The 25,575-nt window shown below is 42.2% G+C and carries 25 protein-coding genes; 18 read left to right on the top strand and 7 right to left on the bottom strand.

Annotated features, from left to right (window positions below):
- The first annotated feature begins 247 nt into the window (after window positions 1-247).
- Window positions 248-1,912 carry a glycerol-3-phosphate dehydrogenase/oxidase gene (locus GRQ40_RS16990; protein WP_159720470.1) on the top strand — a complete coding sequence of 555 codons (1,665 nt, stop codon included), beginning with the start codon at window positions 248-250 and terminating at the stop codon, window positions 1,910-1,912.
- Window positions 1,913-2,183: 271 nt separating this feature from the next.
- On the opposite strand, the gene GRQ40_RS16985 is transcribed toward GRQ40_RS16990, so the two are convergent.
- Entirely contained in the window at window positions 2,184-3,092 is a 909-nt protein-coding gene (locus GRQ40_RS16985; protein WP_044744366.1) for a LysR family transcriptional regulator, read from the bottom strand.
- Window positions 3,093-3,234: 142 nt separating this feature from the next.
- Between GRQ40_RS16985 and GRQ40_RS16980 the strand changes: the two genes are divergently transcribed.
- The 8 genes from GRQ40_RS16980 to GRQ40_RS19095 all read left to right on the top strand — a co-directional run bounded on the left by GRQ40_RS16980 (window position 3,235) and on the right by GRQ40_RS19095 (window position 10,506).
- Complete coding sequence (locus tag GRQ40_RS16980) at window positions 3,235-4,125, top strand: aspartyl/asparaginyl beta-hydroxylase domain-containing protein (protein ID WP_159720469.1); 891 nt, start codon at window positions 3,235-3,237, stop codon at window positions 4,123-4,125.
- A gap of 63 nt (window positions 4,126-4,188) precedes the next feature.
- Window positions 4,189-5,100, top strand: a complete 912-nt coding sequence (locus GRQ40_RS16975) for a DMT family transporter (protein ID WP_159720468.1) — start codon at window positions 4,189-4,191, stop codon at window positions 5,098-5,100.
- Window positions 5,101-5,646: 546 nt separating this feature from the next.
- The gene (locus GRQ40_RS16970) at window positions 5,647-6,342 is read left to right on the top strand and encodes a response regulator transcription factor (RefSeq protein WP_159720467.1); all 696 of its coding nucleotides are present in this window, start codon (window positions 5,647-5,649) and stop codon (window positions 6,340-6,342) included.
- Window positions 6,335-7,339 carry a sensor histidine kinase gene (locus tag GRQ40_RS16965; protein ID WP_159720466.1) on the top strand — a complete coding sequence of 335 codons (1,005 nt, stop codon included), beginning with the start codon at window positions 6,335-6,337 and terminating at the stop codon, window positions 7,337-7,339. Before GRQ40_RS16970 ends, GRQ40_RS16965 begins: the two co-directional genes overlap by 8 nt.
- Window positions 7,340-7,431: 92 nt before the next feature.
- Window positions 7,432-8,193: an ABC transporter ATP-binding protein gene (locus tag GRQ40_RS16960; protein ID WP_080860040.1), complete on the top strand. Its 762-nt coding sequence runs from the start codon at window positions 7,432-7,434 to the stop codon at window positions 8,191-8,193.
- The gene (locus GRQ40_RS16955; protein WP_159720465.1) at window positions 8,183-10,117 is read left to right on the top strand and encodes an FtsX-like permease family protein; all 1,935 of its coding nucleotides are present in this window, start codon (window positions 8,183-8,185) and stop codon (window positions 10,115-10,117) included. Before GRQ40_RS16960 ends, GRQ40_RS16955 begins: the two co-directional genes overlap by 11 nt.
- Before the next feature lies 1 nt (window position 10,118).
- Window positions 10,119-10,289: a hypothetical protein gene (locus GRQ40_RS16950; protein WP_159720464.1), complete on the top strand. Its 171-nt coding sequence runs from the start codon at window positions 10,119-10,121 to the stop codon at window positions 10,287-10,289.
- A gap of 61 nt (window positions 10,290-10,350) precedes the next feature.
- Window positions 10,351-10,506 (top strand): antibiotic biosynthesis monooxygenase family protein, encoded by a 156-nt coding sequence (locus tag GRQ40_RS19095; RefSeq protein ID WP_369818729.1) that lies wholly within the window; start codon window positions 10,351-10,353, stop codon window positions 10,504-10,506.
- A gap of 397 nt (window positions 10,507-10,903) precedes the next feature.
- On the opposite strand, the gene GRQ40_RS16940 is transcribed toward GRQ40_RS19095, so the two are convergent.
- Window positions 10,904-11,005 carry a transposase gene (locus GRQ40_RS16940; RefSeq protein ID WP_255357527.1) on the bottom strand — a complete coding sequence of 34 codons (102 nt, stop codon included), beginning with the start codon at window positions 11,003-11,005 and terminating at the stop codon, window positions 10,904-10,906.
- A gap of 451 nt (window positions 11,006-11,456) precedes the next feature.
- On the opposite strand from GRQ40_RS16940, the gene GRQ40_RS16935 reads away from it, so the two are divergent.
- Entirely contained in the window at window positions 11,457-11,639 is a 183-nt protein-coding gene (locus GRQ40_RS16935; RefSeq protein WP_159720463.1) for a hypothetical protein, read from the top strand.
- Window positions 11,640-12,142: 503 nt separating this feature from the next.
- On the top strand, window positions 12,143-13,132 hold the full coding sequence (locus GRQ40_RS16930; RefSeq protein ID WP_044744359.1) for a lipoate--protein ligase: 990 nt from the start codon (window positions 12,143-12,145) through the stop codon (window positions 13,130-13,132).
- A gap of 214 nt (window positions 13,133-13,346) precedes the next feature.
- On the opposite strand, the gene GRQ40_RS16925 is transcribed toward GRQ40_RS16930, so the two are convergent.
- Window positions 13,347-13,709 carry a DUF3221 domain-containing protein gene (locus tag GRQ40_RS16925; protein WP_159720462.1) on the bottom strand — a complete coding sequence of 121 codons (363 nt, stop codon included), beginning with the start codon at window positions 13,707-13,709 and terminating at the stop codon, window positions 13,347-13,349.
- Window positions 13,710-13,993: 284 nt separating this feature from the next.
- Here GRQ40_RS16925 and GRQ40_RS16920 point away from each other — a divergent pair, with 284 nt between their 5' ends.
- Window positions 13,994-14,494: an LURP-one-related/scramblase family protein gene (locus GRQ40_RS16920; RefSeq protein ID WP_159720461.1), complete on the top strand. Its 501-nt coding sequence runs from the start codon at window positions 13,994-13,996 to the stop codon at window positions 14,492-14,494.
- A 467-nt stretch (window positions 14,495-14,961) separates the two neighbouring features.
- Here GRQ40_RS16920 and GRQ40_RS16915 read toward each other — a convergent pair whose 3' ends face one another.
- On the bottom strand, window positions 14,962-15,312 hold the full coding sequence (locus tag GRQ40_RS16915) for a Fic family protein (RefSeq protein ID WP_236546360.1): 351 nt from the start codon (window positions 15,310-15,312) through the stop codon (window positions 14,962-14,964).
- Window positions 15,313-15,661: 349 nt separating this feature from the next.
- Between GRQ40_RS16915 and GRQ40_RS16910 the strand changes: the two genes are divergently transcribed.
- The 6 genes from GRQ40_RS16910 (at window position 15,662) to GRQ40_RS16885 (ending at window position 22,727) form a co-directional block, all read left to right on the top strand.
- Entirely contained in the window at window positions 15,662-17,062 is a 1,401-nt protein-coding gene (locus GRQ40_RS16910) for a cytochrome ubiquinol oxidase subunit I (RefSeq protein WP_159720460.1), read from the top strand.
- Window positions 17,059-18,069, top strand: coding sequence for a cytochrome d ubiquinol oxidase subunit II (gene cydB, locus GRQ40_RS16905; protein WP_159720458.1), 1,011 nt, complete (start codon window positions 17,059-17,061; stop codon window positions 18,067-18,069). The genes GRQ40_RS16910 and cydB overlap by 4 nt, the downstream gene beginning before the upstream one ends.
- Window positions 18,069-19,790: a thiol reductant ABC exporter subunit CydD gene (gene cydD, locus GRQ40_RS16900; protein ID WP_159720456.1), complete on the top strand. Its 1,722-nt coding sequence runs from the start codon at window positions 18,069-18,071 to the stop codon at window positions 19,788-19,790. The genes cydB and cydD overlap by 1 nt, the downstream gene beginning before the upstream one ends.
- Window positions 19,787-21,511 (top strand): thiol reductant ABC exporter subunit CydC, encoded by a 1,725-nt coding sequence (cydC, locus tag GRQ40_RS16895; RefSeq protein WP_159720454.1) that lies wholly within the window; start codon window positions 19,787-19,789, stop codon window positions 21,509-21,511. Before cydD ends, cydC begins: the two co-directional genes overlap by 4 nt.
- Before the next feature lie 337 nt (window positions 21,512-21,848).
- A complete protein-coding gene (locus GRQ40_RS16890; RefSeq protein WP_159720452.1) occupies window positions 21,849-22,100 on the top strand; it encodes a lipoprotein in 252 nt (83 codons plus the stop codon).
- Between the two features lie 330 nt (window positions 22,101-22,430).
- Complete coding sequence (locus GRQ40_RS16885; protein ID WP_159720451.1) at window positions 22,431-22,727, top strand: hypothetical protein; 297 nt, start codon at window positions 22,431-22,433, stop codon at window positions 22,725-22,727.
- 235 nt (window positions 22,728-22,962) lie between these two features.
- On the opposite strand, the gene GRQ40_RS16880 is transcribed toward GRQ40_RS16885, so the two are convergent.
- From GRQ40_RS16880 to GRQ40_RS16870, 3 genes are all read right to left on the bottom strand, one after another.
- Window positions 22,963-23,337 carry a DMT family transporter gene (locus GRQ40_RS16880; RefSeq protein WP_159720449.1) on the bottom strand — a complete coding sequence of 125 codons (375 nt, stop codon included), beginning with the start codon at window positions 23,335-23,337 and terminating at the stop codon, window positions 22,963-22,965.
- A 193-nt stretch (window positions 23,338-23,530) separates the two neighbouring features.
- The gene (locus tag GRQ40_RS16875) at window positions 23,531-24,463 is read right to left on the bottom strand and encodes a TauD/TfdA dioxygenase family protein (protein WP_159720447.1); all 933 of its coding nucleotides are present in this window, start codon (window positions 24,461-24,463) and stop codon (window positions 23,531-23,533) included.
- Window positions 24,464-24,717: 254 nt separating this feature from the next.
- Entirely contained in the window at window positions 24,718-25,566 is an 849-nt protein-coding gene (locus GRQ40_RS16870) for an ABC transporter ATP-binding protein (protein WP_159720445.1), read from the bottom strand.
- Window positions 25,567-25,575 lie beyond the last annotated feature (9 nt).

Genomic DNA, 25,575 nt, shown 5'->3' with positions numbered 1-25,575 from the left:
GATGCCTGGCATCGAAACGTGAAGGGAGAGGAATCTATGCGCTGGGTCGCGGATATAGATGGAAAAAATTCATTGTATTTACATGCAAAAAATTTTTCAGAAATCGAAAAATATGATACAATACATACAAAGTTAATATTCGGTTGGAGACAAGGAGAGACCACATAACATTGCGTCTGTAAAAGGAGCGTAGTGTGTATGTGGTCTCTTTTTTTCAACTTTTGACGGATCATAGGAGGAATCATTCATGAAGAAACCTGTATTTGCACAGCAAAGACAAGAAATTTTAGGAGAGGTCGCAGGCAAAACCTTCGATGTCATCATTATTGGCGGCGGCATTACCGGCGCGGGGATTGCGCTCGATGCAACGACAAGAGGAATGAGTGCCGTTTTATTTGAGATGCAGGATTTTGCCGCTGGAACCTCCAGTCGTTCCACGAAGCTGGTGCATGGAGGGCTCCGTTATTTAAAGCAGCTGGAGGTGAAGCTCGTCGCTGAAGTGGGGAAAGAACGCGCGATTGTTTATGAAAACGGGCCGCATGTGACTTCGCCTGAATGGATGCTGCTGCCGATTTATAAAGGAGGAACCTTTGGTAAATGGAGCACCTCGATTGGACTAAGAATATACGATTATCTGGCGGATGTGAAAAAAAGCGAGCGAAGAACGATGTTGACGGCGTCGCAAACGATGGAGAAGGAACCGCTCTTAAAGCAAGAAGGATTATTAGGCGGGGGATATTATGTCGAGTATCGAACAGACGACGCACGCTTGACGATTGAAGTGATGAAAAAGGCAGTCGAATGCGGCGCCAAAGCGCTCAATTATGCCAAGGTCAATGCGTTTATTTATGAGAAGGGGAGAGCTGTAGGGGTAAGCGTAGTGGATCAAATCACCGGAAAGTCCTATCAGGTTTTCGCGAAGAAAATCATCAACGCCACTGGCCCTTGGGTCGATACTTTGCGGGAAAAAGATCACAGCTTGAAAGGAAAACATCTGATTTTGTCAAAAGGCATTCACTTAGTGTTTGACAAAAGCCGTTTTCCATTAAAACAAGCGATCTATTTTGATACATCTGACGGCAGAATGGTGTTTGCCATTCCGCGTGATGGAAAAACATATGTTGGCACAACGGATACGTTTTATGAGGGGGATCTGGCCCATCCGAAAATGACCGTGGAGGATCGCGATTATCTCCTTCGGGCGATTCATGATATGTTTCCAACGGTCGGCATTACCGCGGAAGATGTTGAATCCAGCTGGGCTGGACTCAGACCGTTGATTCATGAGGTAGGGAAAAGCCCGTCGGAAATCTCCCGAAAAGATGAGATTTGGATAGCAGATTCAGGTGTGATCACGATCGCCGGCGGAAAATTAACGGGATACCGCAAAATGGCGGAAACGATTGTGGATCGGGTCGCTCAATTGCTAAAAGAAGAAGGAAACGCCAGCTTTTCCCCTTGCCAAACGAAAAAGCTGCCCATTTCCGGGGGCGATTTCGGAGGCTCCGCCCATATGGAAACGTTTGTGGCCAAAAAAGCCGAACAGGGAGAAAAGGCGGGACTTTCGAGAAAACAGGCCGAACGATTGGCTCGCTTATATGGCACAAATGTAGACCGGGTGTTTGAATTAGCCGTTCAATTAAAGAAAGAAGCGGCCGAGCTTCAATTGCCGGTCGATGTGTTGGCTTCCCTTCAATATGGCCTGGAGGAAGAGATGGTTGTTAAACCGGAAGACTTCTTTATTCGAAGAACGGGAGCATTATTTTTCAATATTCATTTCGTTCGTCAATGGAAGGAATCGGTGATTCACTATATGGCGAAAACCTTGGAATGGAGTGAAGCGGAGCAACACCAGTATCAAAAAGAATTAGAAACATATTTGCATGATGCCGTCACACCTGTTCAAATATGATACTTGCCATCTCTGAAAGGATGTCGAGCCGGCATTCAAGGAAGCCTTGTAGAGCGCTTTTCTCTATAAGGCTTCTTTCGTCTTTTGGCGGTTGGATGACCAAACAACACTACATCCCGACAAGTTCATTGATCCGGATGTATCCTGTTGGTCGTTGTGTAACGAAGGCAAGTCAGTCTCCTTGCCTTCGACTGTAGAAAAAATAGGAATCTATTTTTGGATGAACGATAATTTCAATATTCTAGTGGCTATTAAGATAGACGGTGATGAACTAAGTCATCTCGAGATTCCATTTGCTAGCATGCTTCCTCAAAAGGGTTAGAAATGTTCGCATCGAAGGCGAGAGCCACTTATCTTTATGATAAGACAAATAAACAGATAAATTTTCACTGGATGGCAAAGGTTGAGCATGCATGAATCCCTTACTTATTTCTTGACTGACTGTGCTATACGGTAATAATCCTATACCGAAGCCACACATTATACACTGCTTAATAGCATCTATGCTCCAAAATTCAATGCTAGATTGCTTCCAATATTCTGGTGATGTATCTGGAATATTTTCCATAATGATCCTTTCAAAGATTGCGCGATAACTGCATTCTTTCTCGGTTAATAAAAACACTTGTCCTTTCAATGAATGTAATTCATTCAGTTTAATGGGTTTGGCTGAAATAAGTGCCATCGTCTCGTCACATAACTTTTCCAAAATAATGTGATTGTCTTCATTTTTATCCTTCTCGATTACTAACGCTAGATCAACATTCCCTGTACTTAAATCTGTTCGCCAATTGATTGGGTCCAAATGTTGCAATTGAATTTCAATGCCTGGAAAGTCCTCTTTCAGCTCTTTTAAAAGCGGAGGTAATCTATAGATTAAAAGAGCTTCAGGTGCTGTAATCCTTAATTGACCTCTTATTTCCCCCTGCTCTCCTACAGCTTCTTTTAAATTTCCGAAAGCATTTAGTATCTGAATGGCATAGGGCAATAGCTTTTTACCTGCTTCCGTTAATAACACCTTTTTGCCTATCCTATCAAAAATGGGGGCCCCTAGTTCATCTTCTATTGCTTTTATATGAAAAGTTACAGTTGATTGGGAATAATTAAGAAGCTCTGCGGCTTTGGAAAAATTCCCTGTTTGGATAATGGCTTTAAAGGTATTCAGATGTCTAATTTCCATAAACCCTCACACCTCTTATTGAAAAATTCGATAATTATATTTTAAATAACTAAATTTACTAATTCATGAAAAATTTATAAAATTGTATTGGAAATTTGTTCTTTTAAAAATAGTATATCTTTTATTTGAAGGAGGAAGTACTATGGCTTCTTATATTTTAGGCAAGATTAATATTGATGATGAAAAATTAAAAAGAGATTTAGAAATTCACAATGAATTTCCTAAGATTGCTGAAGAGTATGACGAATTTGGTACAGGATTTTGGCAAAATTGCACCTTGTGGAGTTGGACTAGTGATGAATTAAATACAATGTATAAAGACTATGATTACCCAATTCAACAAACACGATATGGTAAGGCTCTAACATATATTGACGAATTAATTAGAGGAAATTTCACATTCAATAATCTGAAAATGGTTAGAACGAGAAACCTAATTGATGGTATGGTTATTCCGCATAAAGACTTTGTAGAATTAGAGAGATCAAAAGATCAATATTTTAGAGTTTTTATACCATTAGAAGATAATGAGTATGCTTTTCACTCAGATGAAGAAAATGTATTTCAAATGAAAAAAGGAGAAGTTTGGTTTTTAGATGCCGCGATTGTCCATGCTGCTATTAATTTTTCCAATAAGAGCAGAATTTTCCTATGTTTAGATTATGCTTTTCCCGGCCCCTTTAGTCCTAAGGATGTCTTTATAAATGATAGTGTATACAATCCAAATCTTGATCCAACAATTATTAAGAGAGAAGAGGTATCCAGTGATTTTAAGGAATCGCTTGTAACGTCTTTATCTAAAGTGATTTCTAAATACAACTTTAGGGATATTGTTTTTCTTCTTTCAAAAATTCACTTCTATAAGAATATATCCGTTTCAGACTGCTATGACTGGTTAGTAGAAATAACAGAAAAATCTGGTGATTCTTCTGTTTATAATAAGGCTATCAATTTGCGAAGATTTTTAGTTGAAGAACGTAAACTTGGTGAAAGATTTTCATTTAACTTCTCAGAATCTGAACAATTAGTCTGAAAAAGTAAAGAGCTTTGGATTTATTTCCAAAGCTCTTTATTTAAAAAATAAGAGGGATGAAAAATGAATGAATCATTCAAAATTTTAGTGAATGCACGAATGAAAAAATCTACAAAGGGTACAAGTTCGTTAGGGAAGAATGCTATCCCTTGGTTATTTGTTTTTATGTGGAGTAGTGGGGCAATTTTTGTAGAATTTGGTTTACATGATGCCGATCCATTTATTTTCCTTTTTTTCCGATTATTCATCTCATCACTTCTTTTTTGGATAACAATGTTTATATTACGAACTCCTTTACCAACAACTTCAACAGAGTGGCTATATATGATGTTTACTGGGTTATGCATGCAAGCAGGTTATCAAACATTTTACTTTTTAGCTTTGGATTACAAGGTTTCTCCTGGGCTTCTCACCATAATACTTGGTGCACAACCTATTCTTACTACATTTATTTCAAAAGAAAAAAGTAATATCACTCAATGGCTTGGGCTTTTTATTGGAATAATGGGTCTTGTTCTTGTAGTAATCGATCATACAGCGATCAACAGCTTTTCCAAGATAGGCTTGGTTAGTTCATTTCTTTCACTTATTTGTATTACAGGTGGAACCATATTACAAAAATCTATACAAGCTAATCAAATATCCAATATGGCTATCCAATATACATCTGGAACCATTTTTTTATCCATTTTATTGTACTTTTTTGATCAAAAAATTAATTGGACCCCTATGTTTGTATTCTCTCTATTTTGGATGGTGTTCGTTATTTCTGTCGGGGCAACCCTGTTGCTTTATCAGATGATAAAAAAGGGAAATCTCACAAATGTAACAAGCTTATTTTACTGTGTGCCACCTATAACAGTGATATTTGATTTTTTTGTATTCAAAAATAGTTTAACCATGTTGAGTATAAGTGGCATGCTTTTAATTGTGTTAGGAATGATTCTTGTTAACAGGAAGGGAAAGTGGTTGTAGCCCACTCGACCAGCCTAAATCAAGAAAATCTTTTTAGCAATCCACTGAGAAGTCTCCTACCTTTAAACGGGGTGAAGAGGGGGCATTGATTTCGGAGGCCAATCCATTTGTGAATGATCTAGATCCAACGAGAAGATGGAGCATAGGGCTTATTCAAAAGCGGCTTCTGCTTTTGTAGCGGCTATCCGTTCTATCTTCTCGTGGTATCGATATAAACAAGCTTGTCAGTCGACTAAAAAACGATAAAAAGGCTGGCTTCTATCGAAAAAATTCCTCTGTATGATAAGGGGGGTTTCATTCGGCACTTTATGTGAAGAGTTCTCACAGAACCTTGATTTGATCCTGTCATCAGTTTCCCCTCCTTCTTTCAATAAGAGTGATTTGATGATCGGCTTTAGCAATCGCTCACTCCATACGAAACCCATTTCATGTCCATTGAAAAATCAGGTATAATAAGAACAAATGTGATGAATCCGGCAGATCATCCAATGAATAGGAAACATGGTGCTGGAATGTCGAAGATCGGCGGAAAAGCGTGGTGAAAACATGTTTAAAATTTTGCTTATTGAAGACGATCTCACCCTCTTTCAAGAAATAAAAGAACGGTTGACGCAATGGTCATACGAGGTGCGGGGCATTCGCGATTTTGGAAAAGTGATGGAGGAATGTTCCGCTTTTAAACCGGATTTAGTCATCATTGATATTCAGCTGCCCAAATTTGATGGGTTTCACTGGTGCCGCATGATCCGTTCCCATTCGAATGTGCCGATTTTGTTTTTATCGTCACGGGACCATCCGACCGATATGGTGATGTCGATGCGGCTTGGGGCGGATGATTTTATCCAAAAGCCGTTTCATTTTGATGTGCTGATTGCGAAAATACAAGCGATCCTTCGCAGAGTATATAATTATAGCACCGATCAAATGAAGTTGAAAACGTGGTGCGGCGCGACGATCGACTATGAAAAGAATACCGTTACCAACGATCAAGGCACGATGGAATTAACTAAAAATGAAATATTGATCCTTAAACATTTGCTTCATAAGAAAAACAAAATTGTCACCCGGACCGAATTGATTAAGCAGCTATGGGAAGACGAGCGTTTTGTCAGCGACAATACATTAACGGTGAATGTCAACCGTTTGCGGAAAAAGCTGGATGAACTTGGCTTGGGCCGCTTGATTGAAACGAAAGTCGGACAGGGCTATATGGCAAAGGAAGAGGCCGCTATCGATGATTAAAAAATATATCATGGAAAGAAAAAGCTGGATCTTTTTCTTTTTATTTATGCAGCTATTTATCCTTTTTGTCTCTTATCTTGATGCCGCGATCTCATTGCAGTCTGCCTTTTATATAGTCTTTTTATTGACGATCATGTTGATCCTTTTTGTGATCGTCCGCTATAAAAAAGAAACCAAGTTTTATAAAAGCTTAGAAGAATGGGAAAGCGATCTTGACCTCTCAAACGTTCTCCATGCCGAAAGCCCTTTTGAAAAAATGGTGGAATCCACGCTCGTCAACCAAACGAACTTGCTGAAGCAGGCCGCTTGGGAGAATCGGGTCTCCTTAGAAGAGGAGAAGGATGAGCTGCTATCATGGATCCATGAAGTAAAAACCCCGCTGACGGCGATGCATTTAATCATTGAACGGGTAGAGGAGGAGAAAATCAAATCGCAGCTGTCATACGAGTGGCTGCGCATTCATATGCTGCTTGACCAGCAGCTCCATCAGAAGCGGATTCTTTTTATGGAAAACGATTTATACATCGAGCATGTCGAGCTGGAACCGCTTATTTTTAAAGAGATTAAAGCGCTGCAATCATGGTGTATGCAAAAAGGAATCGGCTTTGACATCGAGCTGGAGGTTTCTTCCGTTCTGAGCGATGCGAAATGGCTTTCTTTTATCATTCGGCAAATCTTAACCAACGCCGTGAAATACAGCGAATCATCCGATATCGTCATCAAAAGCTCGATGCAGAAGGGCCATGTCCAATTAGAAATTCGGGATTTTGGCCGCGGCATTGATCCGAAAGATTTGCCGCGCATTTTCGATAAAGGCTTCACATCGACGACGGCGCATCAAGATCAAGCGGCCACGGGCATGGGGTTATATTTGGCGAAAAAAGCCGCCGAACCATTGCTCATCGATATCGACGTCCAATCGCAGCTCCATGAGGGGACGACTTTCACGATCACGTTCCCGGAAAAAAATGAATTTGTCCGCATCACAGGCATGTGACAAAATTGTCACATGCTTTTTCGATTTGTTCGGCCAATCGAAGGAAAAAAACAACCAGGTGGATTAACATAGAAAACGAGGAGGGAAGCAACATGATCATTTTAGAAGCATCCAACATTTACAAAAGCTATGGAAATAAATTTAATAAACAAGAGGTGTTAAAAGGACTCGATATTCGCGTAGAAAAAGGGGAATTTCTCAGCATTATGGGACCTTCGGGCTCCGGAAAAACAACGCTGCTCAATGTTCTTTCTTCCATTGATCGGGTCAGTCAAGGAATGATTAAAATTGAAGGCAAAGATATTGTCGGCATGAAGGAAAAACAGCTGGCGGAATTCCGCAAAAACCATTTAGGATTCATTTTTCAGGAATACAACTTGCTGGATACCTTGACCGTAAAGGAAAATGTTCTACTGCCTCTATCGATTACGAAAACGCCCAAAAAAGAGGCGGAGCAAAAATTTGCTGAACTGGCGACAGAGCTGGGCATTTATGAGATCAAAGATAAATATCCAAACGAAATTTCCGGCGGGCAAAAGCAGCGCACTTCAGCGGCGCGGGCCTTTATTCATGAACCGAGCATTATTTTTGCCGATGAACCGACAGGCGCTCTCGATTCCAAATCGGCATCCGATTTGTTAAATAAGCTGCAGCGTTTAAATCGGAAGCGAAAAGCCACGATTGTGATGGTCACTCATGATCCGGTCGCCGCCAGCTTCTCAAGCAGGGTCATTTTTATCAAAGACGGCCAGGTGTATACGCAATTAAACAAAGGAAATGAAACGCGGCAAGCCTTCTTTCACGACATTATGAAAACCCAAGGCGTGTTAGGCGGGGTGCAGCATGAGCATTAATCAAATCATCTTCCGCAGCTTGAGAAAAAACTTGAAAAATTACTATTTGTACGTGTTTGCTTTAATTTTTGCCGTTGCGCTTTATTTCTCTTTTGTGACATTGCAATATGATCCGGCCTTGAATGAGATGAAAGGAACGGTAAAAGGAGCCGCTGCCATTCGGGCCGCTTCCGTGCTGCTTATTGCCATTGTCGGTGTTTTTCTCTTCTATGCTAATGCCATTTTCATCAAGCGGCGGAGCAAAGAAATCGGTTTATTTCAGTTAATCGGCATGACGAAGGGAAAAATTTCCCGCATGTTGACGGCTGAAAACTTTATCCTTTATTACAGTTCTCTCATCATTGGCATTTTTATTGGATTTGCCAGTTCCAAGCTTTTGCTGATGATTTTGTTTAAAGTGACGAATATCGAAGCCATCGCCACTTTGTCTTTTTCCGAAAAAGCGTTGGTGCAAACGCTGGTTGTGTTTAGTGTGATTTATCTGTTCATTATGCTGATGAACCGCTGGTTTATCCAAAAGCAGACCATTTTGTCTTTATTTCGCGTAACATCCACGACAGAAGTAAAAAAAGTATCGGTTTTGGAAATGCTCATCGGAATTTTTGGTCTCGCATTGATACTGACAGGCTATTATGTGTCATCCAAATTATTTGACGGCGATTTTGCCACGATCAATGAGCTTTTCCTAGCGATGGCCTTTATATTAGGATCTGTCATTATCGGCACCTACTTCTTTTTCAAGGGAACGGTCAGCTTTCTTTTTTATCTCCTTCGCAAAAGAAGAGGAGGATACTTAAATATTGGCGAAGTATTGTCGCTTTCGTCTTTAATGTTCCGCATGAAATCCAATGCTTTGCTGCTGACGATTATTACAACGGTGTCCGCCCTTGCCATTGGGCTGCTGTCCTTAAGTTATATTTCCTACTATTCAGCAGGACAGACGGCGCGAAATACCGTGGCTGCCGATTTTTCTTTTATGAATCAAGAAGATGCCAAACGCTTCACGGAGGCTCTCAAGGAGAAAGGCATTCCGTATAAAGAAAAAGTGATCGACGTGATTCAGGTGAAGGCGGATCTCACCTCCATTCTCGAGAATGTGGATTCGAGCATCTTAAATGTGGATCTAGCAGCCATGCCGGTGCCGGTCATTCGCGACAGCGATGTGGAAACGATCGATTTGCCGCCGGATCAAACGCTGTTTACCGGTTATCAAGATTATCTCGCTCAATTTATGCCGTTTAAAAAATCGGGACAGATCCAGTTAAAAGGAAAGCACGAAGGGATCAAGCTGCGTTATTTGGGACTGGAAAAAACCTATTATATTTCTTATCGTTTCACATACGGCTTTCCGACGGCCATTGTGGATAAAACGATTTTCGAACGGCTAAAAAAGGACATCGATCCGAAAATCCAAAAGGAGTCCACGGTTTATATCGGAATTCATATTTCCGATGAAGAAAAAGTAGAAAAAGCGGACGACATGTTTCAAACGATGAATTTCCATGCTCCAGCCGATTCCCGGCTCGCCATCATCAGCAACCAGAAGTATCAATTTGGGCTGATCATGTTTATTGTCGCCTTTTTAGGATTAACCTTCCTGATCACATCAGGCTGCATTCTTTATTTTAAACAAATGGATGAAGGTCAAGACGAGCAACCGAATTATACGATTTTGAGAAAGCTTGGTTTTACGCAAGGCGATTTGCTTTTGGGCATTCAAGGAAAGCAGTTATTCAACTTTGGCATTCCTTTAATCTTGGGATTGTCCCACAGCTATTTCGCCGTCCGCTCCGGCTGGTTCTTTTTTGGCACCGAGCTTTGGATGCCGATGCTGACCGTCATGCTCGTCTATACGGCGTTATACTCGATTTTCGGCATCCTGTCCGTTCTTTATTATAAAAAGATCATTAAAGAAGCGTTGTAAGATGAACAAACAGGCGTTCGCCATCTTCGGAGGGCCAACGCCTGTTGTTGGTTTTCGGATCATCTTTTCGAAAGAGGTGAACGAACGAATTGAAAAAATCCCTCATCAACCCATTATAGCTGTTGGAGACAGCAAAGGCCCTCGGAAGGATGAGACAACGGCGGAATCGTGAACGTCTGCGACTGTGCGATTTCTGCTCATGCAATAAAGGAATAAAAGGAGTGAGTAAAAAGATGTTTATTCAAATAAGACGAATCACAGTGGCAGAAGGATATACAGAACAGGTTGTGAACCAATTCAGCCAGCCGGGAATGATTGAACAGCAAGAAGGATTGGTAGATTTGAAAATATTAGTGAAAAAAGGCGGCGAGGTGATGCTGGTTGCCTAGGAGTCAGAGGAGCATTGGAAAATGTGAGAGAAAAGCGATGCCCATATTGCCGCACATCAAGCAAGCAGAAATCAGCCCAAACCGGATTTTATCCTCCATATGGAAGTCAGTCACTACGAAGTAAAATCCATCAGAAAAAGGGGCGTAACAGTGATGGATCCTCTATGGTCTTATAAAGCTCAGCTTTTATAGGGCTTTTTTGTTTTGGGCGCATAAACATAATCCAATATGGCCTAAAAATGGGCTATGTATTGGAGTGGAAAGGCTGTCATTTTTTTAAGAGTTTTTAGGAATAAATATACTATTTGAGTTAAATGTGGTTCATCACCAAAAGATGTGCTTGCGTCTACCATTGAATTGCGGTAGACGTTTCTAACCGAATACACAATGCCAATCGTTAGATATTTCTGTATCCATACCCCTGACGTTTGAGCCACTTGATTTTGTTATTCATCCCTTCCGTTCTTCCATTCGAATAAGGCAACAAAATACACGAAATGATTTCTTCTCAAAAAATCCCGATTTTTTGGGCATCGCCATGCATCCATTGCTTCTTTTTTCGAGCCATTCTTGTCGTGCGTTGCAAGCAGATCAGACATAAAAAACATGGTTCGGGAAGAGAAAGTTCAAACATCCAGCGTTCTCTTTCGTTTCGCTCATTTTAAATCGAAAAATCTGGTCAATCGATGAGTTCTTTGATGAACGGAGAACACATGCAAATTTTCCTCCAATGGTTTGGACCTGCTTACCATACAGGAACATTCGCTTTTTAGTACCATCTATTTTCTTCACACACGCCTCCCCAAAAATATCAAGCGAAATTCGAGGTGATTAATCCAAATTTTATATATTATAAGATGTAAAATATGTGGATTTTTTGATTATTAAAATCAATAGTTTTTAGGCATCGGCACTGTCCTTGAATCAAATACGTGAGAGGGGAAGAGAAGGTGAAGGGAGCGAAGAAATACATGATTATGTTCATTTTAATTTTGCTTATAAACGTAATTACGGTCATCATGTTATATTTTCAAAACGAGCAATTAACAGAAAACCAGAGAGAGTTAAAAGAGTTACAGGTTCAATTGAAGGATGTAAATGATGGTGTGAAGCAACTGTTAGAACAACAGTAGGGGAGTGGAACGGGTGCCTGTCACTTGTCGAAAAGGTAAAGTAAAAAGCACCATATCAATGGCGATTTCGTATATAAGTTTTACTTCCTATTTGTTAGTTGGATATTTGGGAGATATGATCAATATACGTTTTATTTATCTTGCTTTATCCATTATTATTATCTTAGGTGGAACGTTCTCAATGATTTCTATTTATTTACTAAAAATATATAATAGGCAGAACTTAAACATGACGATCAAGTAGTGGTATCGTGTTGTACGATATGGCCAGAAACCGGGGTTTGTCCAAGAATGGTCATCCCCGTAAGCCCGTCATATCCCTTTAGCATAAGGATCACCATCGTGTGAGCAGGGCCTATTCTGCCCCATGTTTCACATCATCCGCCGAGAAGCCTTCCACCTCTAAACGGAGCAGAGGAGGGGAGTGTTGTCGAAGAAATTTTTTGTCCCCTGAAAAGCTAGGGAACCTTGATATCACCATATTTCTAGAGGGAGGATGTCCCATGTTATTTATAGATAATAAAGGAATCACAGATCCAACCGTTAACTTGGCTATTGAAGAATACGCTTTAAAACATTTAGATATTAATGAAACGTATTTATTATTCTACATAAACGAGCCGTCGATCATTATTGGCAAAAATCAAAATACGATTGAAGAAATTAATACGGAGTATGTGGAGAAAAACAACATTAAAGTGGTTAGAAGACTTTCAGGTGGCGGAGCGGTTTATCATGATTTCGGAAATTTGAACTTTAGTTTTATTACCAAAGATGATGGAGAAAGTTTTCATAACTTCAGAAAATTTACGGAACCGGTGATCCGCGCTTTAAAAAAGCTTGGGGTCAATGCTGAACTCAGTGGCCGTAACGATATTGTCGTAGATGGAAGGAAAATTTCCGGAAATGCGCAATTTTCGACGAGAGGACGAATGTTTAGCCACGGAACATTAATGCTTCATTCAGAGATTGACCATGTGGTATCTGCACTCAAAGTGAAAAAAGAGAAAATCGAATCGAAAGGAATTAAATCCATTCGAAGCCGTGTGGCCAACATTTCTGAATTTCTTGATCAAAAAATAACGATGGATGAGTTTAAAACATTATTGCTGCAATATATTTTTGAGGGGAAAGAGCCAATTCCCGAATATCAGTTGACAGAAAAAGATTGGGAAGAAATTCATCGCCTTTCGGAGAGAAGATACAAAAATTGGGATTGGAACTATGGGAAATCGCCGAAATTTAATTTGCAGCATTCACAAAGATTCCCGATTGGCTCCATTGATGTTCGTCTTGAAGTGAATAAAGGAATGATTGAAAACTGCAAAATTTATGGAGACTTCTTTGGTGTTGGGGATGTCAAAGAGATTGAAGAACGATTAACAGGAATAAAATATGAAAAAGCTGAAATTGAAAAAGCGCTCAATGGGATAGATGTTAAACATTATTTTGGCAACATATCATTGGAGGATTTTTTACAAATTGTATATTGATTTGCTGTTTAAGGGGCTGGCCAAAAAGTGGACAGCCCCGCTGATAAGGTAGAGCGTGGGATGTTCGTAATGATCCTTTAGCAAACTATGCCCAAAACCGCAAAGCAGAAGTATAAGTATGACTGATAAAAGTACAGCCCTCCATTTCTTTTTCAAAATGGCTCTCCCTCCGTTGCAACAAGCGGCTATCATCCCTTGATTCCTTTACAATAGTTCACTTGTCTATCACCTGAATCTTTTCTGCCCCAACCTGCAAAATTTTCGACTCTTTTACAGGCGGGGCATACCAAACTCTAATTTTTTGACCAACATTTATCTTCTGATAATCTTTCTCATGAACATAAAATAAAAAACTATCGTGATGAGCTGCATATGTCAATATTTCGTCCTCAGACATACGGCGTATATCTTCTTTTGTCATATCTTGAATAACCAATAGCCTTTTACCGTTATGCTCTTTCTTTAGCGCTACATACCCCTCAAATAAAACAAAATCAGACCGTTTTCTTCCTGTTTCCTCATTATAACAAGAAATGAATAATAATGGTATGAAAAAACAAATAATTAATTTTTTCACAGTTACCTCCTAACCAAGAACGAAGGTGTCATTTTGTATGTTTGTGAACCTTTTTAGCCGGGAATCATTGGCTACAGTGCTGGTAGAAATCAAACTGCTTCTATTTTATAATAAAAATTTTATATGATTAAAGATGATTCTGTGAAATATGGAAATGTTGTAAAATAAAAGTATGTTTCTCTTTGTTTTTGAACTTACAATGAGTATGAAATGAGCCGAAGACAGCGTTTGGACCATGTTCTTGATGAAGGCAATAGCGAATGGTCTATTTGGGGGGATGGATAATGAAACGACTTTTTATCAAGCAGAAGCTATTTAGTATGGGTGAAAAATTTACAGTCAAAGATCATACGGAAAAAGATGTTTATTACGTGGAAGGCAGTTTTATGAAGATTCCTAAAACGTTTTCAATCCGGAATGCAAGTGGAGAAGAAGTGGCTCTTATTACGAAAAAAACGTTCAGTTTTTTACCGAAGTTTTTGGTAGAGGTGAATGGGCAAGAAGTCTTAATGATCAGAAAAGATTTTTCTATTTTGAAACCGCGCTATACGATTGATGCAGCCAATATTGAAGTTCGTGGTAATTGGTGGGAAATGGACTTTCAAGTTTTGCGGCAGGGGAAGGTTGTCGGCTATGTTAGTAAGAAGTGGTTCACTTGGGGGGATCGTTACGAAGTTCAAATATTGGATGAAGAGATGGAAAAGATCATCGTCGCCATTGTCATTGCTATTGATTGTGTAAAAGCTGACCAAGCTAATGCTTCCACCATTCATACTAGTTCGTAATAAGGAAAGCCTGCTATGTGGGAACGGGGTGCCAGTCACTTATCGAAAATCATTTAGAACCCCTCCAGCTGCTTAAAATATGGCTGGAGGGGGGGATAGGAGGGGACTGTTGCGTAGAAAGAACTTGAACTCAATGCAACATCAGTCAAATCGGAATTTTTCTACCTGATCAAAATGAATCATAGGGCTGACTCATCATCTTAAAATATTTTTAACAACTGGTAGATCCGCTGCCCTCGTTGTTTACAACGAAGCGGCTTTGTTTTTTGATATGTCTGAAGTGTGATGGTGTTTTTCGTTAGGCTGAAATCGCCTGCGCCTTTTCCTGCAAATAATCGACGAATGCAGGCCCTGTCCCTTTCCTCTCGTTTTTATTTATTCTTCTATTCCTAAAGCCTGGAGGTAATGTGTCAAACTTTCCTCTGCACATTTGGTCACCAGTTCGGTAAAAGGCTCCAATTTCCCTTCTACACTTGCTTTTTTAACGCTTCATAATACTTTAAGCGATGTTCAGGGCTTGCCTTAATAATCGCAGGAGGGTATCCATGGTGCATGAGTATAAAGTTCATCATCAAACGTGCGGTTCGTCCGTTCCCATCCGCAAAAGGATGGATATAGACAAGCCGAAAGTGAAGCTCTGCAGCTAATGGGACGGGATGAAGCGCGGTCTTATTTTGTTCATACCAAGAAAATAAATGATTCATTTCCTCTTGGACATTTAAAAAATGAACAGGGTGATGAACGCTTCCTGAGATGCCTACATGATGTGTTTCGTGTTTCCCTGCATTTTCATTGTCAATATTTTTTAATTCATTCATTTTTACATGCCTTTCACCTCTTGATAGGAATCGCAATGGCGAATATGGTGATATACCGCTTTAATTCTACTTTATGTTGATTGAGTAAAATATTAAAGTATATTTTGCATTTTAATAGTTAACATCAAAAAACAGAGGGTGAATGCCCTGTCACTTGTCGAGAGTGGAAAAAAGATGGGCAACGAAATATTTGTTCACTATGTCACAAATTCTCTACATATTTGTCACAAATCAGTCAACGTCCTTTAACAAAAGGCACATCGTTTTTCATTACAATAGTATGTGAAAGGTTGAACAATATTTTCACCGTATGATTAGGGGTAACATGCATCGAGGAGGGAAAGCTACGATGTCTGAACTGTTTTTAGCTCGGCTTCAATTTGGCGCAACCACGATTTTTCACTTTTTGTTTGTTCCGCTATCCATCGGTTTAGCTTTTATGGTTGCACTGATGGAAACATTTTATGTGGTGAAAAATCAAGAGATTTATAAGAAAATGGCGAAGTTTTGGGGGCATTTGTTTTTGATTAATTTCGCGGTTGGGGTGGTAACGGGAATTATTCAAGAGTTTCAGTTTGGAATGAACTGGTCAGAGTATTCGCGCTTTGTTGGGGATGTGTTCGGCGCTCCTTTGGCCATTGAAGGGCTGCTCGCTTTCTTTATGGAGTCGACGTTTATCGGTTTATGGATTTTTGGTTGGGGGCGTCTATCCAAGAAAATCCATTTATTGTGCATTTGGCTTGTTTCCATTGGAACGATGCTTTCGGCTCTTTGGATTTTGGCCGCAAACTCGTTTATGCAGGAACCTGTTGGCATCGTCATTCGGAATGGACGAGCTGAAATGAACGATTTCTTTGCTTTATTACGAAATCCACAATTATTAGTGGAATATCCGCACGTGATTTTTGGATCATTGACGACAGGCGCTTTCTTCATTGGCGGCGTGAGCGCGTATAAATTATTGAAGCGGCAAGAAGTAGAGTTTTTCCAGAAGTCGTTTCAAATGGCGATGGTCGTTGCTTTGATTTCCGGACTCGGCGTGGCGTTTAGTGGACATGCCCAAGCGCAGCATTTAATGGAATCCCAGCCAATGAAAATGGCCGCAAGCGAAGGGCTGTGGCAGGACAGCGGCGATCCGGCTGCTTGGACGATTTTTGCCCTTATTGATGTGGAAAACCAAAAAAATAGCTTGGAGCTATCGATTCCGTATGCGTTAAGCTATCTTGCTTATGAGAAGTTTGAAGGCAAGGTGCCGGGAATGCTCACCTTGCAAAAGGAATATGAAGCAAAATACGGACCGGGCAACTATATTCCGCCGGTGAAAACGACGTTTTGGAGCTTCCGCATCATGGCGGGCGCAGGGCTGTTGATGATTGTGATGGCCGCGTTCGGCTTATGGTGGAATTTCCGGGAGACGCTAATGAAAAAATCAGCCTTTTTAAAGATCATGGTGGCCTTGATTGCCTTTCCATTTATCGCGAATACGGCGGGCTGGATTATGACAGAAATTGGCCGTCAGCCATGGACCGTTTTTGGATTGATGACGACAGCTCAATCGATTTCGCCAAATGTGTCTGTCGGCTCATTATTGTTCTCGTTCATTGCCTTTACCACGATTTATCTTATTTTGGCCATCGTGCTCATTTATCTGTTTGTGCGAGAAATTAAAAAAGGAGCCGGGCATCATGATGAACAGAAGGAAAGCGATCTTTCCGTGGATCCTTTTGAAAAGGAGGCCGTTCAAGGATGACGTTAAATGAATTATGGTTTATTTTAGTTGCTGTCTTATTTATCGGATTCTTTTTTCTGGAAGGCTTCGACTTTGGTGTGGGAATGGCTGGACGGTTTCTTGGAAAAAATGATGTCGAACGACGCATCATGATCAATACGATCGGGCCATTCTGGGATGCCAATGAAGTGTGGCTTTTAACAGGGGGAGGAGCGATTTTTGCCGCGTTCCCTCATTGGTATGCGACGATGTTTAGCGGCTATTATATTCCGTTTGTCTTTGTCCTGCTTGCGTTGATTGGCCGCGGAGTCGCCTTTGAATTCAGAGGAAAGGTCGATCATCCAAGCTGGAAACAAACGTGGGATTGGATTATTTTCTTTGGAAGCATTCTCCCACCGTTCCTCTTTGGCGTCTTATTTTCCAGCATATTAAGAGGAATGCCGATCGATCAATCGATGACCCTACACGCGGAGTTTTCCGATTATGTGAATATTTATACGGTAACGGGCGGCGTCGCGGTCACGCTTTTATGCTTCTTGCACGGACTGCTCTTTCTGACTCTCAAAACAGTGGGAGACTTACAAATGCGCGCCCGCAAGCTTGCCCAAAAAATGGTCTATGCCGTTCTTGCGGCGCTTGTGGCTTTTGTTGGCCTCTCTTATACAGAGACAGATTTATTCACGTACCGCGGCGAGGTGACCGTGCCGCTCGTAGCCCTTGTTGTTGTCTCATATGGATTGGTCATCCTATTTTCCAAAAAAGGCCGCGATGGCTGGACCTTTGCGATGAGCGGTCTTGGGATTGCTTTAACCGTCGGAGCGATCTTTGCCGGATTGTTCCCGCGCGTCATGATCAGCTCGATTTCAAGCGCCTATGATTTAACCATTTATAATGCTGCTTCCGGCGCTTATTCGTTAAAGGTGATGACGATTGTCGCGGTCACGCTGCTGCCGTTTGTTCTTGGCTATCAAATATGGAGCTATTATGTGTTTCGTAAGCGTGTAGATGGGAAGGACATGGTCTATTAATGAAAAAAGAACTGCTTGCCTTTGAGGGAATGAAACGAATCCTCGCGCTGCTTTTTGGTTTCACGGTGGTTCAAGGAGTGTCCATCATTCTGCAGGCCAAATGGCTCGCGGAGATGGTCACTCATTTGTTTCAGCAAAAGGCGTTCCATGAGGTATATGAAACGCTATTCTTATTTATTGGCGCTTTTCTTATGCGGCATTTCTTGCAGCATGTGAAGCAAAAAATGGTGTACGAGTACTCTGTAAAGCTTGGCGCCCATCTCCGAAAAGAGGTGCTTGATGCGCTGTTTCATTTAGGGCCAAAGGTAGCCAGACGGCTTGGAACAGGGAACGCCGTCACCTTGCTGCAAGAAGGAGTTTCGCAATTTAAACAGTATCTCTCTCTTTTTCTGCCGAAAATGGTGAATATGGCGATCATTCCTGCGATGGTCTGGCTTTATGTCCTGCTTCTGGACCGGACATCGGCCGTCATCTTAATGGTGACGCTGCCATTATTGGTCATTTTTATGATTTTGCTTGGTTTAGCCGCCAAGAAAAAGGCCGATAAGCAGTGGAAGGTATACCGGGTGCTCGCCAACCACTTTGTTGATTCGCTGCGGGGATTGGAAACATTAAAATATTTAGGACGCAGCCAAGCGCATACCCAAAATATTCAAAGCGTCAGCGAACGGTACCGAAAGGCGACGATGGGAACGTTAAAAATCGCTTTTCTGTCATCGTTTGCGCTCGATTTTTTTACGATGCTCTCGGTGGCGACGGTGGCCGTGTTTTTAGGACTTCGCTTAGTTGACGGGGAGATGACCCTCTGGCCTGCTTTAACCATTCTTATTTTAGCGCCGGAATACTTTCTGCCCGTTCGGGAAATTGGAGCAGATTATCACGCGACGTTAAACGGACAGGAAGCGGGAAGAAAGCTGAAGGAAATCGTGGACTTGCCTCGGTTTAGAGAAGAAGGGACCTGCAAGCTGGAGCGCTGGAATCATCAACAGGAGCTTCAATTGAACGGGATTACGGTTCGTCATGAAGAGGGCGGTCCACCGTCATTAAAAGGTGTGACGCTCTCTGTAAAAGGATTTCAAAAGATTGGCATCGTTGGTGAAAGCGGTGCGGGAAAGTCGACATTGATTGATGTAATGGGGGGATTTGTCCAGGCGCAGGAGGGGACGATTCAGATCGGCGGACAGAAAATGACGCATTTGCAAAAAAAGGACTGGCAAAGCCAGCTTCTTTATATTCCGCAGCACCCGTATATTTTTCACGATACGCTATGGAACAATGTGACCTTTTATCAGCCCCATGCGACGGCAGAAGAAGTGCGGACGGCGGTGGAGAAGGCTGGATTGGGCGAGCTTGTGCAAAGGATTCCGAACGGTCTCCATGAAAAGATTGGCGAGGGAGGCCGGGCGTTAAGCGGAGGGGAAGCGCAGCGAGTGGCTTTAGCCAGAGCTTTTTTAGGAAAGCGCCCCATTTTACTGCTTGATGAACCGACCGCCCATTTGGATGTGGAGACGGAATTGGATATCAAGGAAAAAATGCTGGAGCTGTTTTGCGGCAAGCTGGTGTTTTTGGCTACCCACCGCCTCCATTGGATGCCCCATATGGATCATATTTATTTTTTGAAGGACGGGGAAATTGTTGAAGAAGGAACGCATCAGCAATTAATGGAACGAAAAGGGCATTATTATCAAATGGCCAAGGCGCATTGGGGGGATCAGGCGTGAAAACGAAGGATTGGTTGCTCCCTTATTTGAAAGAGAATAAACGGATGCTGGGATTTGTCATTTTTTTCGGGGTGCTTACGATTTTTTCAGCCGCTTTATTAATGTTTACATCGGGATTTTTAATTTCCAAAGCAGCGACGCGCCCTGAAAATTTATTAATGATTTATGTGCCGATTGTAGCGGTTCGGACTTTTGGGATTACAAGAGCGGTTTCGCGTTATATAGAGCGATTAGTCGGCCATGATGTCGTGCTCCGTATTGTGACAAAGATGCGGCTGCGCGTGTACCAGCTCGTGGAGCCGAACGTGCTATCTTCGTTTGCGAAAAAGAAAACCGGGGAAGTGCTGGGGATTTTGGCGGAAGATATTGAACGGCTGCAAGATCTTTATTTAAAAACGATTTTTCCTATGCTTGCGACTCTTTTGATGTATGGGCTATCCATCGCGGCGCTTGGCTGGTTTTCATGGCCTTTTGCTCTCTTGATGGCCTTTTACGCTGGTGTTTTGTTGCTTCTTTTTCCGCTTGTCTCGCTTCTTGTGACGAAGGCAAAGGTGCAAGCGATGAAAGCGGGGCGCCATCGGCTATATGAACGACTGACCGATGCGGTGATGGGAATCAGCGACTGGCAGTTTAGCGGCCGCCAACATGATTTTATTCAAGAATATGAACGCGAGGAAGAAGCCCTCTCTCAAGATGAGCGGCAGCGCATGCGTTTTGTGAGATGGCGCAACACGGCGGCTCAAGGGGTGATCGCTTTGATGGTGGTGTCCATGCTGCGTTGGACGGCGGAACAAACGGCGCAGGGCGAATTGGCACCGGTGATGATCGCCGCTTTTGTCCTTGTGATTTTTCCGCTTACTGAGGCGTTTGTGCCAATATCCGATGCGCTGAGCGAGATTCCGGCTTATCAGGACTCGTTTGGGCGCCTGTCCCGTCTTGCCAAAGATCAAAAGGAACCAAAACTTTCGCTTCATCAGGATATCCCACGGATCGCTGCGGGTGGCGGGGTCACGCTCGAATTGCGCCATGTTTCGTTTCATTATGACCATACGGAGCAGACGTTAGACGATATTTCCTTTACGATTAGACCAGGGGAAAAGCTGGCGCTGCTTGGACCGAGTGGAGCGGGGAAATCGACCATCCTGAAGCTTATTGAAGGAGCGGTGTCGCCAACGGCTGGCCAGGTGGTGTTGAATGGCGTTCCTACAACCAGCTTGGGCGTTGATATCGCCAAATGGGTGGCGGTGTTAAATCAAAAGCCGCATCTATTTGATACGACCATCCGAAATAATATTCGATTAGGAAGGGAAGACGCAACGGACGAAGAGATTGTTTGGGCAGCTAAGCAGGTGAAATTGCATGATTATATTCAATCTCTCCCACTGGGATATGACACGCCGCTGCTGGAAACGGGGGTCCGTTTTTCAGGAGGGCAAAGGCAGCGGATCGCTCTTGCGAGAATTCTTTTGCAAGACGCGCCCATCGTCGTTTTAGACGAGCCGACCATCGGATTGGATCCGATGACGGAGAAAGAACTGATGCTGACCATATTTGAGGTGTTAAAAGACAAATCGGTTTTATGGATCACGCACCATCTCGCCTTTGTTCATATGGTGGATGCTGTGTTGTTTTTGGATCGTGGGAAGCTTCAGCTGCACGGCACGCACGAGCAATTATTAAAGACAAGCGAACGCTACAAGCGGCTGTATGCGATGAGATAGCTGGTGCCTCACTTCTCTAGATGCCGGAATCAGGAGTTGCAGTCCCTTTTTTGTGCTTGAGCTTGAACAAGGAGAGCAGTCCCCTTTATAGCGGCGAGCTCTTCTTTTTATTTGCGCTAACCGCTAATCGAACCGAAACATCTGAACTTTGCGGCAGAAAAAGGAGTTTATTCCATATGCCTGCTTTCTTGAACGATGAATAATCCTGAAGGATTGACAGTCCATATTTACCAAATTATACTACGTTTAGATGATTGATATGGAATTCCGATGATGGTTGAGAGGGTTTGTTCCGGCTTAGCTGTCTTGCATATCGCAGATCTATTAGGGGAACGAGATGAAAAAATGGTTCATTTTTATCACAAGCCTGCTTTTATTATCGGCCTGCAGTCAACCACCTCATTTTGACTCACCGATTTATTCTGGAGAAGCATTAACCATCGGCATCGTTGGAGAGCCACCGAACGTTCGCGAAAAAAGCATTTCCTTTATTCCCTTGTCGATGGAGGATGTGTTAAAGAAAAATTTTCAAAATGTTGATGCTGTATTGATTCATAAACGCTATGTGAACTACTCACCACTTAGCTAAAGCTTGAAGTGGGAGCTTCTCAGTTCCACGACGAAAGCCGCCTTTCGTCTCCCTGAGCGTGACTTCGGGTCGTTCCAACCCTAGATGTCCGACAATTCGGAGTTCTTTTGTACCTTGGATATTTTACGCATGGAAGGATCAGCTTGGTTTTCGCATTTTATTTTCTCCATGCAACCTCCTATATCCAGTTATGAAAGAACGACATAGGTTTATTTTACCACAGGGTCAGACAATTGAACAGGCAAAGCCTGTCCTTGTCCGAAGTCGATTCATCTCCCACTTTCATCAAGCTTCGCAAGATTTAGAAGTGGGAGACTTCTCGACTGAAGAATGTTAAAAGAAGCGGCCAAGCCGCCGTATGCTGACATTTATTTGCAATCTCCTGTTCCGTTTGTATTTATTGAATCAGAGAAAGTGTATTTGGCGTTTGTCGATCGTGAATTAAGCTATGAAAAGGCTCATCAAATGAAATCGGGCGATTACTTTATCGGCTTCTATAAAGACACCTATTTTGGTGTAGGACTTTACAATCATATAAAAAATGAGAAAATGATCCAAGATGGCTATTCAAGGCTGTTTGCGCTGCTGGAGCGCGCCAAACATACCGGAAAGATCATCGTCCAATAACTATTGGATCAAAGGGGATTTCTGCAATCTCGTGAAAATTCTCTCACGTTCTTGAGATCATTTGAGAATAGAAGCCGCTCCTTGGAGAGGGCCTCCTCCAAGGAGCTTGTTTGGGTAGGGACGAAAGTGAATAGAAAAACGCCGAACCTAATTCGATGGGGAATGAAAACGGCATGGGCATCATTGAGACATGGCGTTCTCTTTTAGCAGCGAAAAAAATGGGAAACAGCTCGTGTTATTGTTCACCATTTTTTTCTATAGGCACGTATGATGAAGCGGCTTCAGTTCCATGCGCTTCCCCGCTCATATTGAGCATCACGACTCCGATGATAATGAGAAGGATGGCTAAGAGCTTGAATAAAGAAAAAGACTCTTTGAAGAATAGGATTCCGATTGCAGCGATAATGGCTGTGCCAAGTCCAGACCAAATGGCATAAGCGATGCTGACATCAATCTTTTTGAGCGCCAGCGTTACGAAAGTCAGGCTGGTTCCGTAAAAAACAAACATGAAAATAGAAGGGATCAGTTTGGCAAATCCTTGCGACATTTTCATTGAAGTAGTACCCATTACTTCCGAGACGATTCCTAATAATAGAAAAAACCAGCTCATAAACTCTCCTTCTTTCTTTAAAGTAATGACGAAATAAAATCATACAAGCGTTTTCCATCAGACAAAGTATGTATAGGGATCATTCGTGGAAATATTATACAATAAAAAAGGTCGATAAGAAACCGCTGAATAACGGTAACTTTCATAAATAAAACGAATGGAACCAAAATGGATTCCATTCGTTTTATTTATTTTAAAATGGCCGATCGCCAACGATGGCTACGCGCTCCGCTTTGCGAGGATGCGGGTAATAATCGGAAACAGCGTAATGCTGAGTGGCGCGATTATCCCAGAAGGCGATCGAGTCTTTTTCCCAGTGGAAGCGTACTTGATACTCGGGAACGTGAGCTTGGCGGAATAAATATTGAAGCAGCTGCTCGCTTTCTTCTGGTTCCAGCCCGACGATCTGCGTTGTAAAGGAAGGATTGACAAACAATGTTTTCCGGCCTGTTTCCGGATGAGTGCGGACGACCGGATGTTCAACAGGCGGAAATTCTTGATGTTTTATCGCTAATTCCTCTGGCGTCAGCAAATGGCTAAATGCAGGAGTGAAATCATGAATCGCCGTAAGGCCATCAATACGTTCCTTTATTTCATCAGGCAGATTGTCGTATGCGGCGGCCATATCGGCCCACAGCGTGTCACCGCCAATCGGCGGAGCTTCAATAAGCCTTAATACGGCCGCTTTAGCCGGATTGATTCGGAAAGTCACATCTGCGTGCCAAATGTTTTCATATCCTCCTTGCTTATGATTTCTCGCAAAGCGAACCACTTCCTTCGATTGACCTTTTTCGACAGGATAGAACGGGTGAACTTCCAATTCGCCCCATAGCCGGGCAAAGGCTTGCTGTTGTTCGCTTGTGATGTTTTGATTGCGAAAGAAGAGAACCTTCCATTCCAAGAGGGCGCGGTTAAGTTCTGCCTGCAGCTCCGGTGTAACAGGGGTTCTTAAATCGATACCGCTGATTTCCGCGCCTATGATCGGACTTAACGGTTTGACTTCAAACAGTGTATAGGGCTGTTCTTCTACACCTTCAGGGAGACGGCGTAAAATACGCGGACCTACATGATCATCACGATTTTCAAATTTCAATGGACGGGGATAACGAGTATTTACATTAGACATTCAATATGCTCCTTTCAAATATTGATCTATGACTCTGAACATAAAGCAATCATAAAGCCTGCCGGAAACATGAATCAGATGGAACGAATCATCTTGGAAAAAGGGCGGTCGGAGGCCAATCTGTGAACTCGACTTTTTCATGTGAATGCACAATGAGAATGAGCTTATTCATAGTACTTAGGGCGGTTTGTCGTGTGAGTGTCCGACCGTCCAAAAGCTATACGAGATTAAGAGAATGGTCGAAAGCTTTTACTTTATCTCGACCAGCCCAACCTTGGACTGTTCACTTCTTTATTTCTAATTGCAGAAATTAAATAAGATCGCAGATCATGAAATTCCTTCAAATGCTTGAGTTCTTGAATAGGCTGGCGGTATGACGATAGCGGGTTTTGCAAATCGACTACCATTCTTCCGGGATTGGCGTGCATGACTAAAATTCTTCTGCCCAGCAAAAGGGCTTCCTCTACATCATGAGTAATGAAAAAGATGCATTTTTTGGTTTTTTGCCAAAGCTCAAGTAGATGAGCTTGCATATTTTCCCGTGTTAAAGCATCCAGTGCGCTAAACGGTTCATCCATTAAAATGGCCTGCGGATCGGTAGCTAGTGTTCTAGCGATCGCTGCCCGCTGCTTCATGCCTCCAGAGAGCTGATGAGGCAGCAGATGAGCGGAAGACTCTAATCCTACCAGATTCAAATAATCGGAAACGAGTTTTTTTCGTTCGGATTTTTCCACTCCTTTCATCTTTAAACCAAACTCAATATTTTTGGCGATGGTCATCCATGGAAACAAGTTGTGGTGTTGAAAGACAACCCCTACTTTGGCGCTTGGACCGGTGTGGGGTTGGTTGTCAATCATTACTTCGCCGGCGGTTGGTTTCTGAAATCCTGCCAATATATTTAATAATGAAGATTTGCCACAGCCTGATGGGCCCAGCAGGCACACAAAATCGTCGACATCCAGTTGAAGATTGATATCATCCAATATGGGCGTATCGTGATGTTCTTGCGAATAAGCTAAACGAATATTTTTTAACTCGATCAATGTCGGATTGCGGTTATGGGCCATTGACGAATGTGCGGTCGTTGGCGCACTAGTCTGCATAACATCCCT

It is taken from the genome of Anoxybacillus sp. PDR2, from assembly GCF_009834045.1.
Lineage (GTDB): Bacteria > Bacillota > Bacilli > Bacillales > Anoxybacillaceae > Anoxybacteroides > Anoxybacteroides rupiense.
Note: the sequence above shows the minus strand (reverse complement) of the source record. Positions and strands in the feature narration are given on the sequence as shown.